Source organism: Microbulbifer hydrolyticus (assembly GCF_009931115.1).
Taxonomy (GTDB): Bacteria; Pseudomonadota; Gammaproteobacteria; order Pseudomonadales; family Cellvibrionaceae; genus Microbulbifer; species Microbulbifer hydrolyticus.
Map to the genome: position 1 here is coordinate 667,052 of NZ_CP047491.1, position 13,670 is coordinate 680,721.

Here is a 13,670-nt window from a genome sequence, read left to right on the forward strand (position 1 = left end):
GAATATCTTCCGCACCAGTCGATGGATGCCAATGATTGGCAGGATTCTTCTTAAGGCGTGCCAGGGTTACAGCCACAACTGGCGGTACCGCTTATCGGCGTCGTAAAGATTCGCCTGTCGCTCGATATCAAACCGCCGGTCTCTCGGATCATTACCCACGCCGCTGTTGTACATCCAGTTGCCGTAATTGCTGTGTACGTCGTAGTCGAGCAGCAGGCTCTCAAAATAGGCAGCGCCGATGCGCCAATCCTGTTGGCGTTCACGGGCAAAATAGCTGGCGACATTCTGACGGCCACGGTTGCTCATCCAGCCGGTAGCAGCTATCTCGCGCATATTGGCATTAACAAAGTCGTACTCGGTTTCGCCGTTGATCCAGAGTTCGAGCTCCCGCGGGTCGCGCTGCCACTCATAGTCTTTCTCAAGGATGCCGCCAAGTCGAAAGATCTGGTCGCCATGCTTGAGACTTACGTACTTGAAGAAATCCCGCCACAGTAGCTCGAACACCAGCCAGTAGGTGTCCTCGTTGGCTTTTACGTCGCGCTCGAACTCCTGGATCTGCCAGTACACCTGCCGCGGAGACATACTGCCGTTGGCCAGCCACGGTGACAGCTTGCTGCTGTAGTCGATGCCCAGAAGTCCGTCGCGGGTCTGCTTGTAGCGGGTAAGGTTTTCGGTCTCCCAGAAATAATGCTGGATTCTCCGCTGTGCCGCCGCCCCGCCGCCGTTAAACGGGAAGGCGCTGCGTGGGTCTGCGGTAAAACTTTCCAGCCCGAGCTGTTCGAGGCTCGGTAATGACATGGAAAAATCTGGTGAGGTTGCGAGTGCCCAGTTTTCCGCGTGCATGGGCGTGGGGCGTGGAACCGGTGCGCGCACCGACCACTGTTGCTCGCAGGCATTGCGGAACGCCGTAAACACGCGCGGGAGTTCCTGTGGGGTAAAGGGCAGGTCGTCCGGGTGCAGAAGGAACTGATCATCGCTTTCGTGCAGCTTCACCTGCGCCATGCCTTCTGCGGACATGACCGCGTTTTGCACCAGTCGCTCATCGCGGGTCCATTCGCGCTGCAGGTAAATGTCGCTAATGGCGAGTGACGACACCAGATCCGGGATCACTACTTCCGGGTGGTCGTGGTAGACAAGTAGCGGAACATTGATCACGGCGAGCTGCCGCTGCAAATCCTCGAGGGTTTCCAGCAGAAACTGTGCGCGGTATTTTTCCGTACGCCGAAATCCGTACCGGTCCCTGTCAAAATGACGCGGATCGAAGCAGTAGAGGCCGACTACCTTGCCGCTTCGCCGTTGTGCGTTGTCGCAGGCTTCAGCAAGCCCCTGGTGATCACTGCTGCGCAGATCATTGCGGAACCAGACGAGATTCATTTGTGGGTGTGCTCCAGCGGCTGACTGCCGTTAACCTCGAAGATATTGGTCAGTCTTTCTTCAGCAGGTCGCGTGAAATGATCAGTTTCATGATCTCGTTGGTGCCCGCATAAATCCGCTGCACCCGGGCGTCCGCCCAGGCGCGGGCGATGGGGTATTCCCACATATAACCGAAGCCACCGTGCAACTGCATGCATTCATCCAGCAGTTTGCACTGGAAGTCGGTGGCCAGCAGTTTGGCTTTGGCGGCAGTGGCCACGTCGAGTTTTTCGTCATAGTGCAGTTCCAGGCAGCGGTCGACAAATACCCGCAGCGCGCTGAGTTCACTGTCCAGTTCGGCGAGCTTGAACTGGGTGTTCTGGAAGGCGGCGATGGGCTTGCCGAAGGCTTTGCGGTCCTGTACGTATTCGATGGTCCAGCCGAGTGCTGCCTCGCTGTTGGCGATGGCATTCACCGCAACACTGAGACGCTCCTGGGGCAGCTCCTGCATCAGGTAGATGAAACCCTGGCCTTCACCGCCCAGCAGGTTTTCTGCCGGAACTTTCACGTCGTCAAAAAACAGTTCAGAGGTGTCCTGGGCTTTCATGCCCACTTTTTCGAGATTGGTGCCTTTTTTGAACCCGGGCAGGGCCGCCTCGACCAGAAACAGGCTTACCCCGGCGGCGCCAGCAGCGGGATCGGTCTTGGCGACGACCACTACCAGGTCTGCGTGCTGGCCGTTGGTGATAAAGGTTTTGGAGCCATTCAACAGATAGTGATCACCCTCTTTGATGGCCGTGGTGCGCACCCCCTGCAGATCCGAGCCCGCACCGGGTTCGGTCATAGCAATGGCGGTGACGATATCGCCGCTGATACAGCCTGGCAGGTACTTCTGTTTCTGCGCTTCACTGGCGTAGTTGACGATGTAGGGCACGGCAATATCCGAGTGCAGGCCCCAGCCTATGCCTGTCAGCCCCAGACGGGATATCTCTTCATCGACAATGGCGTTGTAGCCAAAGTCCAGCTCCAGCCCGCCGTAGGCTTCCGGAACCTGTGGGCACAAAAAGCCCATGGCCCCGGCTTTGCGCCATAGGTCCCGGTCCACCTGCCCATCTTTTTCCCACTGGTGGTGGTAGGGGACTGCCTCCTGCTCGAGGAATTTTTGTACGCTGTCGCGGAATTGCTCGTGTTCGGCGGAGTAAACGGTTCTCGGGATCATGGGGGCTCTCTCTGGATTCTCGCTGGATCGCTGTCGTTATTTTGGGTAATGAAAATGGCGCCAGACAGCGCTGTGCCCGGCTCCTCTTAAGTTAGCCCAATCGCGAGAATATGAAACGTCATAATGCGCCAGACCCTGGCGCCATTCCGTTTAGACAGGAGGCATGCAGGTTCCGGCCCTCCCGGGTTGGAGAGCCGGCTGTGGATTATTGTGCGGGGTCCCATATCGGGCAGCGGTGGTAGGTCGCGAAGTCGGTCGCTGGGGTGAGCACCTCGCTGCCGCCGAGTTGCATGAATTGTGCCCCGACATCGAATGCTGGCCAGTGTGCGCCACTGTCGCCGTTGGGGTCACCATTGCGGGCGAAGCGGGTCCAGTAACGGATCATCCGTTGGGATAACTCGACCTGTTCATCGGTGGCACCGATCTCGCGGAATGCCGCTTCACTGCCCCAGATATAGGGAATTTCAAACGCATGGGATGCTCCCAGCTCGAGGCCTTCCGGGCGAAGTGGCAATATCGTCAGAGGCGCCTCGCGGTCGGCGAATTCGTACACATAGGTGGCGGCCATTGGCGAGAGCTGCGTGGCCTGACGCAGCGCGTTACAGGCAAAGACCGCATCGGTGCCGATGGCGCCCATCGCCTGCCAGACATTGCCGCCATATAAATCCAGTGGATAGAAACTCGCGATCCCGACGACCGCCGGGCTCTCTGCCGGCTGGCCGATCAGTGCGCCGATTTCCGCGTGATAGTCCTCCGCGGTTGGCGGGGTGACGCCACTCAGTGCATCGATGCCGACAAACAGCGTGTACTCGTCCAGGTTAGTGCCCATCAGCACGGGGACGGGCTGGTAGTTGCCACTGGACAGCGCGCTTTCTATCGAGTGCTGCGGCAGTATTTCGGAGCCGTAGTTGGGGTTTACCCCGGTGCCGTCGGTCAGGCCCTGCTGCCGCGCGAGGATTTCCTCCACGCTGAGGGCGCGCAGGCACGCCGTATCCGCGCACTCGTCGAAGGTGGCACTGCCGAGCTGTTCCGCGATGTCGAGGGATATCTGTGTGGGCAGGTAGGCGCCGCTCTGTACGATGACTTTGTGGAACAGGCCTGCAGTGAGCGGTGAAGCGACCAGCGACAGTACACTGTGGCCACCCGCGGATTCGCCGAAGATGGTGACGTTGTTCGGGTTGCCACCGAATTCGGCGATATTGGCTTGTACCCACTCAAGTGCAAGTTTTTGGTCCAGAAGGCCGTAGGCGCCTGAGCTGCCGCTCTGCTCGGCGGTCAGGGTCGGGTGCGCGAGAAACCCGAGTGCACCTAGGCGGTAGTTCAGGGTCACCACCACCATATCTTCCGCCACAAGTCGCGCGGGGGTGTACTCCTCCCCGCCGGAACCGCTGATAAACGCACCACCGTGAATCCATACCATTACCGGGAGGTTCTCGCTCTCCTCGGGCGTGTAGACATTGAGGTAGAGGCAGTCTTCGGAGTCACTGGCTCCACCCATCACTCCACCGGCCTGGGCGCAGTTGGGGCCAAAGTCTGACGCCTGCAATACACCCGTGTGCGCAGCGGCCGGTTGCGGCGGCGCGAAGCGCAGGTCTCCGAGCGGCGGTTCGGCGTAGGGAATGCCGCGGAAAGCGAGCATGTTGTTTGCGCCGTCGACGCTGCCGCGAATATCGCCCTGAGCGGTGGTGCGAAGCAGTGGGTCCGGCGTCGGTTCCGGTGTGTCAACCGGCGGATTGGCGCGGGAAGAGCAGCCGCTGGCGAGCAGAAGTGCGAGCAGCCCTGCGCCTAAAAAGTACCTGGAAATCATGAGTGCCCCCGTAGACTTTTATTGTATTGGCCGGATGAGCCCGGCCTCATGCAAGGGGGATTTTATCGGGTGGCGTTTTTTCACCGTTATTACTGCAGCGGCCAAAATGGAGGCCAACTGGCCGGTCATGTTGGCGCAGGTGAAAATGTGGTGCTCACCCGGCGGTCATCTGTGGAAAATTTGTAATCCTGATGCACTTCGGCGTTGTTATTCTGAATCGACCTAACCGGATGTTTTAGCTGCCGTACACTGTTGAGAGTGGTTTCACCGAATGCAACCGCAACAGCAACGCAATCGCGAGGTACATGCATGGCTGACAATCTTCTGGAAATGGCGGTACGCCATCTGGGCTCCTCTGGTCTCAGTGCATTGGGTAACGCGCTGGGGCTTTCCGACGACAAGAGTGAATCCGCATTCTCCACCGGTGCGGCCTCTGTGCTCGCGGGGATGCTGAACAAGGCAGGCAGCGAGAGTGGCCTGGGTACCTTGCTGAATATGGCGACCAAGAGCACCAGCATGGACCTGTCTTCACCGGGGGATATCTTTACCAGCCCGGACAAGATGAGCAGCCTGCAAGACGTAGGCGGCAATATGCTGGAGTCGGTTTTCGGCGGCAAACGTGATGGTGTGATCAACGTCATCGCCAATACGCTGGGCCTCGACAGTACCAAAGGTGGTTCGCTATTGCGTGTCGCTGCACCGGTGATCATGTCGCTGGTGGGCAAACTCGTGAAAAGCAAAGGCCTGAATATGGAGGGGCTGGCCGCGCTGTTGCTGGGGCAGAAAACCCATATCAAAGACAAGCTGCCACCAGGACTGCTGAAAGAACTGGGTGTAAACAATCTCGATGAGCTGGCTGAGCGCACCGTGGTGGAAACCACCCCGCGACACACTGCGCAGGCGGCACACACGCCGCCGGTGAAGAAAAGCGGGATGGCGAAATGGCTGTGGCCATTGCTGATTGCGCTCGGTGTGCTGTGGGCACTGAACATGTGCTCCAAGAAAGAGGCGCTGGACGATGGTGCCGGGGGTAAGGTGATAGAGCAGGATGAGGTGATCATTGAGGAGACGCCTGCGGACCCCGGAGTCGATGACGGCACCGCGGCGGCCCCGGATACCTCCACGACCACTGTCACCGAAGATTTCGGTCAAGCCTTCCGCGAGTATCTGGCAAAAGCAAACCGCGATCCAAACCGTGAGTTTGCACTGAATATCGAGTTCCCCACCGACGGCAGTATGCCGAATGCAGCATCTATGCCCGACGTGCAAACGTTGATCAAGATCATGCAGGAAAACCCAGGACTGTCGGTTACCATCGAAGGACACACTGACAGCGATGGTGATGCGGTAGACAACCAGAAATTATCGGAGGCGCGTGCCAAGGGGATACGTGCACTGCTGGTCAACTCCGGGATTGACGAAGGAAGAGTAAACGCTGTCGGTATGGGGTCAGCCAATCCAATCGCGGACAACACTACCGAGGAGGGCAAGCAAACGAACCGTCGTATCGTGGTGAAAGTGCGGTCCTTCGAGGCGCAATAGACTCGGCTTTTTTAACAAACAAAAAACCCGCGGCATGCCGCGGGTTTTTTGTGTAAACGTTCAAGAATCAGCTCCGGTGCTTGTCCCGGTAGGCGCCGGGGGCGAGACCCGTCCATTTTTTAAACGCACGATTGAACGCGCTGGGCTCGGAAAAGCCGAGGCGCTCGGCAATCTCTGCCACGGCAGTTTCCTGTCCTTTCAGCTGGTACATGGCCATGTCGCGGCGCACGGAATCCTTGATGTCCTGCCAACTGTTGCCTTCGTCTTTGAGGCGGCGGCGCAGGGTCTGTGGCGAGGTAAACAGGCGTTCCGCCACATCGTCCAGCGACAGGTTTTCGATACTGTTGTCACCCTGCAGCATACGGCGGATGCGGCCGGTAAAACTGTTGTCGGACTTGTACTGGGTGAGCAGGCACTCGGGAGCACGGGCGAGAAATTCACTCAGCTGTTGCGCGTCGCGCGTCAGCGGCAAACCCAGGTAGCGGGTGCTGAATACCAGACAGGTTTCCGACTGGTTGAAATAGTGCCGGCAGGGAAACATGTCGTTGTAGTCTTCATCGTAGTCCGGCGGCGGGAATGCGAGGTGCACCCGCTCCAGCAGGATGGTGCGATCAATCATCCAGCTGAAAAAACGCAGCCAGATCACTGCCATGGACTCCACAAAGTTCTGGTTCGGCAGCTGCTTGTGATTTTCGTGGTGGAAAATCAGCTGGGCTTCCTCGCCGTTTTCCACCAGTTTGATATGTAGGTCGTCGCTCACCATGGCCACAAAGCGGCTTGAGCGCAGCAGCGCACGACGCAGGGTGGGGCAGGTGATGGTGGCGTGGCCCATCATCGCAAACGTGCCGGGCAGCCATGGGCGCGCGAGGTAGCCGCCGGACTCGTCACCCAGTTGATCCCATAGCAGACGCAGCAACCGTGCCAGTTGCTCGAGGCCAATACGTGCATCGGACGCGGCGGTGGCGGCGGGATCGACTCCGGAGTCACACAGCAATTGCTCGCAGTCGATACCCGCGGCACGGGCGCCAGCGAGGTGGGCAAATACCGCCGCGGCGAGAATGCCGGGTTCGGCGTATCCTTTCGCTGGCTGTTCCGAGTCTTGAGCGAGAGTTTCGGTTTCTACTGTCACGCTTCCGGTTCCGCTGTCATTGGGGTGTGAGTGCAGGCAACGGATGCCTGTCCTGGCCCAAGTCGTTCTTATGGGGTTGTTGGGGGGATTATGCAAAAAGGTGCATAAAAAGTCCCGCGCTGCGGGGAAGTGCATGCGGGCTTGGAGTTTGGGGAAGCTTGTGTGCTACAAATATCGCAACCACCGACCGATCTACTGCGAGACAGGACGATTCAATGCTCGAGCCCGCTACCGACCTCAACCCCACCATCTGCCGGCGCCTGCTGGTGACCTACCTGATCGAGCGGCTGCCGCGCCCCAATAACCCGGCGCTCGAGGAGGTTACCGGCTGGCCCCGCCGCACCATTCAGGACGTGATAGCCAAGGGATTACCGGGGCACGGGACACGGGTGGAATTTGTGCAACAGGGGGTGCGTAACAACGACGGTTACTACGCGCTGAAAGACTGGGGTTCCATTGATGCGCGCTGGGTGCGCGCACACCTGGCGGATATCGCCAGGGTGCTGGAGCTGGCGCCGGAGCGGATCCCGGCGCCGGAGTAGTCGTGTGATGGCCCGGGCAGAAACCGGGCTGGCTGTTACTGCTGGCCTGCGGCCTTTTGCAGAATGTCGTTGACCCGTTGCAGCAGGGCGGGATCATTGCGCAGCTGGGTGGCAATGCCCTGGTACTCATCCTTGCTCAGGCCCGCGCTCTGAACCGCGGCCACCATCTTGGACTGGGCTTCCACATTGATTGCCTCCGCAGCTGCGGCATCAGCGGCGGATTTGAGTTTGGGCGCATATTCCTTGCTCAGGGTAACGATGGAGCGATAGGCCTCGGCAAATTTTTGCAGTTGTGCGTCGCTCACGGCGGTTTCGGCGAAGGCACTGGAAACGGCGAGAGCCAGAGCAAGTGCGGCGGAATAGATGGCGGTCGGCTTCATTGAGCACCTCTCGTTATTGAGAACACGCTTCTGTGCGAAGTGCACGCCCAGCGTAAAGTGAGGGCTACAGAGCCTTGGCCAGGAAACCTGTTCTCAAGTCGGCCATAGTGGCAAAGCGCTGTCTGCAAAGGGTAGTTGTTATTCTGGTGTGTTTGCGCCATTCGCCGCCAGATCGGTCTGGCGGTAAAGGTTTTGTGCGCTGTTAGCCAGATGTATTCAGAACAGCCCGAGGAATTTTTTACGTTTCTTGAGCGAAGCCTCGCAACGATTCAGTTGCTGCTGGTAGGTTTGCGCGCGCGCAGATACCTTGTGCGCAACCTTCTGTAGCCATTTTTTGTTGCGATAGGTGCGGCGGTTATATCCGCCCTGGCCTTCGTGGTATGCCAGGTACAGATGGTAGGTGTCGTTGGGCTTGATGCGGCACTGGCGCTGGCTGGTGTTGTGGTACCAGCCGACAAAATCGACAGCGTCCTCAAAATCGTCACGGTCCCCGCGATAGTTGCCGGATGCGCGCTGGTAACTCTTCCAGGTGGTGCCCAGCGCTTGTGCGTAACCGTAGGCATCCGACGGGCGCGGGCCGGGGATGATCCACAGGATTTTGGTGCGCGGCGGCTTGGCATCGTGCACAAAGCGGGATTCCTGGTGCAGGGTGGCCATCATGGTGGCGATGGGGGTGTTCCACTTGCGCGCGGACTTGGCCGCGTCGTGATACCAGTCGTCTTTTTCGCGGAAGATCTCACACAGGTCGTCAGTGTTGCTGGGAGGGGTGGTGGCGCAGCCTGCCGCCAGTAGCGGCAGGGCGAGCAGCGCCAGCTTCAATCGCTTATTTTTTTTTGTCATCGATTCTCAACTAACTGCGTTCAATAATCGGTTTGACCAGCGGGGTCAGACCTTGGATTTCACGGTCTTGACGCCATCAGCGGTACCCAGCAGGAGTACATCGGCCGGACGTGCGGCAAACAGGCCGTTGGTCACCACGCCGGTAATATTGTTGATGGCGTCTTCCAGTGCCAGCGGTTTGGCGATCTGCATATTGTGCACATCCAGGATGACATTGCCGTTGTCGGTGGTCAGGCCTTCGCGATACACCGGGTCGCCGCCAAGCTTTACCAGTTCCCTTGCCACGTAGGAGCGTGCCATTGGAATCACCTCTACCGGCAGCGGGAAATTGCCCAGCACTTCCACCCATTTACTATCGTCGGCAATGCAGACGAATTCTTCGGAGCAGGCGGCGACGATTTTTTCCCGGGTGAGGGCCGCACCACCGCCCTTGATCAGTTGCAACAGCGGGTTGGTTTCGTCGGCACCATCCACGTAAACGCGGATGCCATCGACCGCGTTCAGGTCATAGACCGGGATCCCGTGGGACTTCAGGCGCTCGGCAGAGGCCTCGGAGCTGGCGACGGTACCGTCGAACAGGCCCTTTTTCTCTGCCAGGAAGTCGATGAAGTAATTGGCGGTGGAACCGGTACCGACACCGACGATGGTGTCCGCATCCAGCATGGGAGTGATGTATTCGACCGCGGCGCGGGCGACGTCCTGCTTGAGTTGATCCTGATTTATGGGCTCTTTCATGAGGAGTAGAGGCTTCCTTGTGCAATGTTTGCGATAAAAATGCCCGCTGGCGAATATTTTTTCGCGCAAAACCGGCTTTCGTGTGGCTTTGATGCTGCGTAGCGATTAGACTGGCGGGCTCACTAACGTCCACCGGCTGCCGATTTCTGTCATGCCCAAGTCCTATATCAAGCGCATTTTAGACGCGCGCATTTACGATGTCGCCATCGAAACCCCGCTGGAGCCGATGCGCCAGATGTCCCATCGCCTCGGCAACCGTGTTTTGCTGAAGCGCGAAGACCTGCAACCGGTGTTCTCCTTCAAGATTCGTGGTGCCTATAACAAGCTCCTGCAACTGGAGCCGGAACAGCGCGCCAAGGGCGTAATCTGTGCCTCCGCCGGTAACCATGCCCAGGGCCTTGCCCTCGGTGCCCAGCAGCTGGGGGTGCGCGCCACCATCGTCATGCCGTCGACGACACCTGCGATCAAGGTGAACGCGGTGCGCATGCGCGGTGCGGAAGTGGTGCTGCACGGAGATACCTTTGATGAAGCCGCAACCCGCGCCAGAGAGCTGGTGGAAGAACGCGGCCTGGTATTTATCCATCCTTACGACGATCCCGATGTCATTGCCGGACAGGGCACCGTTGCCATGGAGTTGTTGCGCCAGCACCCGGGCAACCTGGATGCGGTGTTTATCCCGGTGGGCGGCGGCGGCCTCGCTGCGGGCATGGCCGCCTACATCAAGTATGTGCGCCCGGAGATCAAGGTCTACGCGGTAGAACCGGAAGATGCCGCCTGCCTCAAGCTGGCGATGGCGGAAGGTAACCGCGAAGGACGCCTGCCCCAGGTGGGCCTGTTCGCCGACGGCGTGGCGGTGAGGCAGATCGGTGAGGAAACCTTCCGTGTACTGCGCGAGACCATCGACGGTGTCATCACCGTGACCACCGACGAGATCTGCGCGGCCATCAAGGATATCTTTGAAGATACCCGCTCGATCGCGGAGCCGGCCGGGGCCGTTGGCCTTGCCGGGTTGAAAAAGTACGCCGAGCAGAGCGGCGAGCGGAATCAGGCGCTGGCCACTGTGTGCAGTGGCGCCAATACCAATTTCGACCGTCTGCGGTATATCAGCGAGCGCACCGAGATTGGCGAAAAGCGCGAGGCGGTGTTGGCAGTGACTATTCCGGAAAAACCGGGCAGCTATCTACAGTTCTGTCGTGACCTCGGCGACCGCTCCATTACCGAATTTAATTACCGCTACGCGAATAGTGGCGAGGCCCACATCTTTGTCGGCATCCAGGTAAGTACCGATGCGGACCGCCAGCAGCTGGTAAGCCAGCTCCAGGAGGGTGGCTACCGGGTGACAGACCTGACCGACAATGAGATGGCCAAGCTGCATATCCGCCACCTGGTGGGCGGGCGGGCGCCGGGGATTGAAAATGAAGTGGTGTACCGCTTCGAGTTTCCCGAGCGCCCCGGGGCCCTGCGTAAGTTCCTTGAGCAGCTGGCGGGCCGCTGGAACATTACCCTGTTCCACTACCGCAATCACGGTGCCGCCTACGGTCGTGTGCTGGTCGGTCTGGAGGTTGCCGAGGCGGAGCGCCCGGCACTGAAAGCGCTGCTGGACCAGTTGCACTACCCCTTCTGGGAGGAAACCGAGAATCCGGCCTATCGCTTTTTCCTGTCGCAGGGGCGTTAGAGTGGGTGAAAACGGGGCAAGAGGCGCGATTTGGCGTCAGAATCGTGCTCGAGTCGTCATTTTTTGCGATGAGTAGATCACCACTGGGGTTCTGTCGAACTTGCAATTTTAAAAATGTGAGGTTTTTCTCAAAAAAAAGACCTTGACGGGTTACTATTTGGCCATCGATCGAGTATCTTTTGACCGGTGATTGGCCCTCTTGGGTCAGCCGGAAAGGCAGGCATCGGCGGGAATTTTGTGTTTCTGCCGGGAACTTTCCGGGTGAACAAGGTCCAAATCGCCACTGGCGGCGAAGATCGCCAGCGTAAAAGAGCTTGAAAACAAAAAGAATTCAAATCTTACAGGATGGTCCCCATGAAACCCGATGCATTGACACTCGCAGTAGTTGTCTTTGTTGCGGGCGTACTGCTAAGCAGTTCTGGTCTGACTGAGGTGTTCTCTTCCGATGAGGAAGAAGCTCCGGCAGCCTTGCAGCAGGGAGTGGTCACTCGCTGATCCCTCCGCCCGACGCCAAATCAAAAAAGCCGAACCCTGGAAACAGCGGTTCGGCTTTTTTGTGCCTGTTCGAAAATCCGCCGGTGTGCTGTCTAGCGGCAGCGGTACAGGCGCTGATCCGTGGCGACCAATGCCAGCGGGATATCCCAGCTTTCTGCCGGCAGGTGATCCACGCACTGTAGCTGGTGGGCGACCCCGACCAGTTCGGGGCCACGACCCGGGTGCAAGTGCTTGAACGCGAAGGTGCGGTCGTAATAACCGGCACCCATACCGAGGCGAGCGCCTCGGGGGTCAAAGGCCACGAGAGGTAGCAGGACCAGGTCCAGGCGCTGCGGGACCATGGGCTTGCTACGGCCGACAATCGGCTCCGGAATACCATAGCGGTTGCGGTATCGCAGGGTGGCACCGGGCCAGTGCAGAAACGTCATGCTGGTGCGTGCGGCGCGAGGCAATGCTGGCAGGTAGAAATGCTTGTGGGGGAAGCGGTCGAGTAACGGGCGCGGGTCAATCTCGCCATCCATCGGCCAGTAGAGGCCGATATGGTGTGCACGTTTCATCTCCGCGCATAGCGCCAGGCGAGCACAGAGCCTGCGGCTGGCGATTCGCTGTTGATGAGTGCTCAGTGCGCGCCGAGCTGCGCGAATCTGGCGACGCAGCTGTTGCTTGGATGGCGTGGCACGAGAGTCAGGCATTGTGGTTGCGATGTCAGAACTGACTGCGCCGACAGGAAAAACCGGTGCAGGAAAGGAAATTAGGAGCCCCGAAGATGCGGCTGATGACATAGCCTTGAACCGTAAGGCTCAAGGTGGGGGTTCCCGGAATGCATAAGGCTTTCCGCTGCATGGCGGACTTGCACACCAACATCCGCTGGAAACCTCCAGGGTAGAATTATCGGCTCAGGACATAGTCAACTGGCCAACACTTCAGGGCGAGAGATAAGTATACCCCTTGTGGCAACACTTGGCTAAACGCACTTTCGCGCCAAAATGTGCTTTTTAGCGTTAGTCAAGTAACGTTCGGAGGCTGTGAGAAAAGGGCACAAGGAAAGGTGCGGTACCGGCATGAAATGCGTGGTGTGCTAGGTAAAGCGCATGCGGGCTGCATGCACAAAAAAATACAGGTCAGGACGGGCGTTGGGTGGAATTGCGACGCAGTGACGGTCGCTTACAGTCTGTCGAATTTTTCCAGCGCGGCCTGTACTTTTTCATGCAGGCGATCGAGCATTTGCTCTTCTACCGGTTGTCGGGCGAGATCGGCTTTTGCCTGGATCAGTTCGTGGGCAATATTCAGTGCCGCCATCACGGCGATACGCTCGGCACCGATCACGGTGCCGCCATTGCGGATCTTCGCCATGCGTTCATTCAGCAGTTTTGCAGACGCCTGCAGGCCGGGCTGCTCTTCTTCCGAGCAGGCGACACGATACTCTTTGTCGAGAATCGTCACGGCCACCGTGGCTGAATTGTGCGGTTTACTGCTCATCCGTTTTCTTGGCCCAGGCCCTTGAGCCGGTTGATCATGGTTTCAACCCGGCTGCGAGCCACTTCGTTGTTTTTAATCAGCCGTTGGCGCTCCCGCTGCCACTGGCCTTCCTGCTCGCGCAGCGCGCGATTGTCTGCAGCCAGCTGCTGGCACTGCTGTAGCAATGAGTCCAGCTTGAGTTCTAACGCCTGTATTTTATCCATAATTCCTGCGTGTTCCGTGGTCCACCCTTCCTGCAATAGTCCAGCGACCTGCGCGAGGCGGGGGATTCCGCTACTATATTGCCGGTGTATTTGGGGGTCAATTACCCTCCAGTGTCTATATGACGTTTATATCGGTGGGCGCCAGTCATTATTTCGCCAGTTTGGTGATTTATTCGCACATTCGGGTGTTGTACGCCTATTGTCTGGGCTGGCTGGCCATTTTTCCCGGTCACCGTTCAAATTTTCAGCAGGTCGCGAATTAATTTTGTGA

The 13,670-nt window shown here is 58.6% G+C and carries 14 protein-coding genes and 1 other RNA gene; 4 read left to right on the plus strand and 11 right to left on the minus strand.

All coding sequences use genetic code 11. The annotated features are described in order from the left end of the window. Positions 1-66 precede the first annotated feature (66 nt). From GTQ55_RS02790 to GTQ55_RS02800, 3 genes are all read right to left on the minus strand, one after another. Positions 67-1,374 (minus strand): DASH family cryptochrome, encoded by a 1,308-nt coding sequence (locus GTQ55_RS02790; RefSeq protein WP_161857369.1) that lies wholly within the window; start codon positions 1,372-1,374, stop codon positions 67-69. Positions 1,375-1,423: 49 nt separating this feature from the next. Then, positions 1,424-2,572 (minus strand): acyl-CoA dehydrogenase family protein, encoded by a 1,149-nt coding sequence (locus GTQ55_RS02795; protein WP_161857370.1) that lies wholly within the window; start codon positions 2,570-2,572, stop codon positions 1,424-1,426. Between the two features lie 205 nt (positions 2,573-2,777). Further along, a complete protein-coding gene (locus GTQ55_RS02800) occupies positions 2,778-4,379 on the minus strand; it encodes a carboxylesterase/lipase family protein (protein ID WP_161857371.1) in 1,602 nt (533 codons plus the stop codon). 309 nt (positions 4,380-4,688) lie between these two features. On the opposite strand from GTQ55_RS02800, the gene GTQ55_RS02805 reads away from it, so the two are divergent. Beyond that, positions 4,689-5,921 carry an OmpA family protein gene (locus GTQ55_RS02805; RefSeq protein ID WP_161857372.1) on the plus strand — a complete coding sequence of 411 codons (1,233 nt, stop codon included), beginning with the start codon at positions 4,689-4,691 and terminating at the stop codon, positions 5,919-5,921. Positions 5,922-5,988: 67 nt separating this feature from the next. Here GTQ55_RS02805 and GTQ55_RS02810 read toward each other — a convergent pair whose 3' ends face one another. After that, positions 5,989-7,050: an AraC family transcriptional regulator gene (locus GTQ55_RS02810; protein ID WP_237567787.1), complete on the minus strand. Its 1,062-nt coding sequence runs from the start codon at positions 7,048-7,050 to the stop codon at positions 5,989-5,991. Positions 7,051-7,265: 215 nt separating this feature from the next. On the opposite strand from GTQ55_RS02810, the gene GTQ55_RS02815 reads away from it, so the two are divergent. Continuing rightward, positions 7,266-7,592: a helix-turn-helix domain-containing protein gene (locus GTQ55_RS02815; protein ID WP_161857374.1), complete on the plus strand. Its 327-nt coding sequence runs from the start codon at positions 7,266-7,268 to the stop codon at positions 7,590-7,592. A 35-nt stretch (positions 7,593-7,627) separates the two neighbouring features. On the opposite strand, the gene GTQ55_RS02820 is transcribed toward GTQ55_RS02815, so the two are convergent. From GTQ55_RS02820 to rpiA, 3 genes are all read right to left on the minus strand, one after another. Continuing rightward, positions 7,628-7,972: a DUF4168 domain-containing protein gene (locus tag GTQ55_RS02820; RefSeq protein ID WP_161857375.1), complete on the minus strand. Its 345-nt coding sequence runs from the start codon at positions 7,970-7,972 to the stop codon at positions 7,628-7,630. 216 nt (positions 7,973-8,188) lie between these two features. Then, complete coding sequence (locus GTQ55_RS02825; protein ID WP_161857376.1) at positions 8,189-8,812, minus strand: transglycosylase SLT domain-containing protein; 624 nt, start codon at positions 8,810-8,812, stop codon at positions 8,189-8,191. 45 nt (positions 8,813-8,857) lie between these two features. After that, positions 8,858-9,535 carry a ribose-5-phosphate isomerase RpiA gene (rpiA, locus tag GTQ55_RS02830; protein WP_161859969.1) on the minus strand — a complete coding sequence of 226 codons (678 nt, stop codon included), beginning with the start codon at positions 9,533-9,535 and terminating at the stop codon, positions 8,858-8,860. A 163-nt stretch (positions 9,536-9,698) separates the two neighbouring features. Here rpiA and ilvA point away from each other — a divergent pair, with 163 nt between their 5' ends. Both ilvA and GTQ55_RS17750 read left to right on the plus strand, forming a co-directional pair. Next, positions 9,699-11,222: a threonine ammonia-lyase, biosynthetic gene (gene ilvA / locus GTQ55_RS02835; protein WP_161857377.1), complete on the plus strand. Its 1,524-nt coding sequence runs from the start codon at positions 9,699-9,701 to the stop codon at positions 11,220-11,222. Positions 11,223-11,576: 354 nt separating this feature from the next. Further along, the gene (locus tag GTQ55_RS17750; RefSeq protein WP_162276141.1) at positions 11,577-11,717 is read left to right on the plus strand and encodes a hypothetical protein; all 141 of its coding nucleotides are present in this window, start codon (positions 11,577-11,579) and stop codon (positions 11,715-11,717) included. A 92-nt stretch (positions 11,718-11,809) separates the two neighbouring features. Here GTQ55_RS17750 and GTQ55_RS02840 read toward each other — a convergent pair whose 3' ends face one another. The 4 genes from GTQ55_RS02840 to GTQ55_RS02855 all read right to left on the minus strand — a co-directional run bounded on the left by GTQ55_RS02840 (position 11,810) and on the right by GTQ55_RS02855 (position 13,399). Beyond that, on the minus strand, positions 11,810-12,409 hold the full coding sequence (locus tag GTQ55_RS02840; protein ID WP_161857378.1) for a 5-formyltetrahydrofolate cyclo-ligase: 600 nt from the start codon (positions 12,407-12,409) through the stop codon (positions 11,810-11,812). A 61-nt stretch (positions 12,410-12,470) separates the two neighbouring features. After that, a non-coding RNA gene (gene ssrS, locus GTQ55_RS02845) (6S RNA) lies at positions 12,471-12,650 on the minus strand. 231 nt (positions 12,651-12,881) lie between these two features. Then, complete coding sequence (locus GTQ55_RS02850; RefSeq protein WP_161857379.1) at positions 12,882-13,196, minus strand: cell division protein ZapA; 315 nt, start codon at positions 13,194-13,196, stop codon at positions 12,882-12,884. Beyond that, entirely contained in the window at positions 13,193-13,399 is a 207-nt protein-coding gene (locus GTQ55_RS02855; protein ID WP_161857380.1) for a TIGR02449 family protein, read from the minus strand. The genes GTQ55_RS02850 and GTQ55_RS02855 overlap by 4 nt, the downstream gene beginning before the upstream one ends. Positions 13,400-13,670 lie beyond the last annotated feature (271 nt).

What these genes read in the sequence shown, in the direction of transcription:
- GTQ55_RS02840 (WP_161857378.1), bottom strand. Translation starts at nt 12,409, where the DNA reads ATGCCTGACTCTCGTGCCACGCCATCCAAGCAACAGCTGCGTCGCCAG.
- GTQ55_RS02820 (WP_161857375.1), bottom strand. Translation starts at nt 7,972, where the DNA reads ATGAAGCCGACCGCCATCTATTCCGCCGCACTTGCTCTGGCTCTCGCC.
- GTQ55_RS02825 (WP_161857376.1), bottom strand. Translation starts at nt 8,812, where the DNA reads ATGACAAAAAAAAATAAGCGATTGAAGCTGGCGCTGCTCGCCCTGCCG.
- GTQ55_RS17750 (WP_162276141.1), top strand. Translation starts at nt 11,577, where the DNA reads ATGAAACCCGATGCATTGACACTCGCAGTAGTTGTCTTTGTTGCGGGC.
- GTQ55_RS02805 (WP_161857372.1), top strand. Translation starts at nt 4,689, where the DNA reads ATGGCTGACAATCTTCTGGAAATGGCGGTACGCCATCTGGGCTCCTCT.
- GTQ55_RS02790 (WP_161857369.1), bottom strand. Translation starts at nt 1,374, where the DNA reads ATGAATCTCGTCTGGTTCCGCAATGATCTGCGCAGCAGTGATCACCAG.
- GTQ55_RS02795 (WP_161857370.1), bottom strand. Translation starts at nt 2,572, where the DNA reads ATGATCCCGAGAACCGTTTACTCCGCCGAACACGAGCAATTCCGCGAC.
- GTQ55_RS02800 (WP_161857371.1), bottom strand. Translation starts at nt 4,379, where the DNA reads ATGATTTCCAGGTACTTTTTAGGCGCAGGGCTGCTCGCACTTCTGCTC.
- GTQ55_RS02855 (WP_161857380.1), bottom strand. Translation starts at nt 13,399, where the DNA reads ATGGATAAAATACAGGCGTTAGAACTCAAGCTGGACTCATTGCTACAG.
- GTQ55_RS02850 (WP_161857379.1), bottom strand. Translation starts at nt 13,196, where the DNA reads ATGAGCAGTAAACCGCACAATTCAGCCACGGTGGCCGTGACGATTCTC.
- GTQ55_RS02815 (WP_161857374.1), top strand. Translation starts at nt 7,266, where the DNA reads ATGCTCGAGCCCGCTACCGACCTCAACCCCACCATCTGCCGGCGCCTG.
- ilvA (WP_161857377.1), top strand. Translation starts at nt 9,699, where the DNA reads ATGCCCAAGTCCTATATCAAGCGCATTTTAGACGCGCGCATTTACGAT.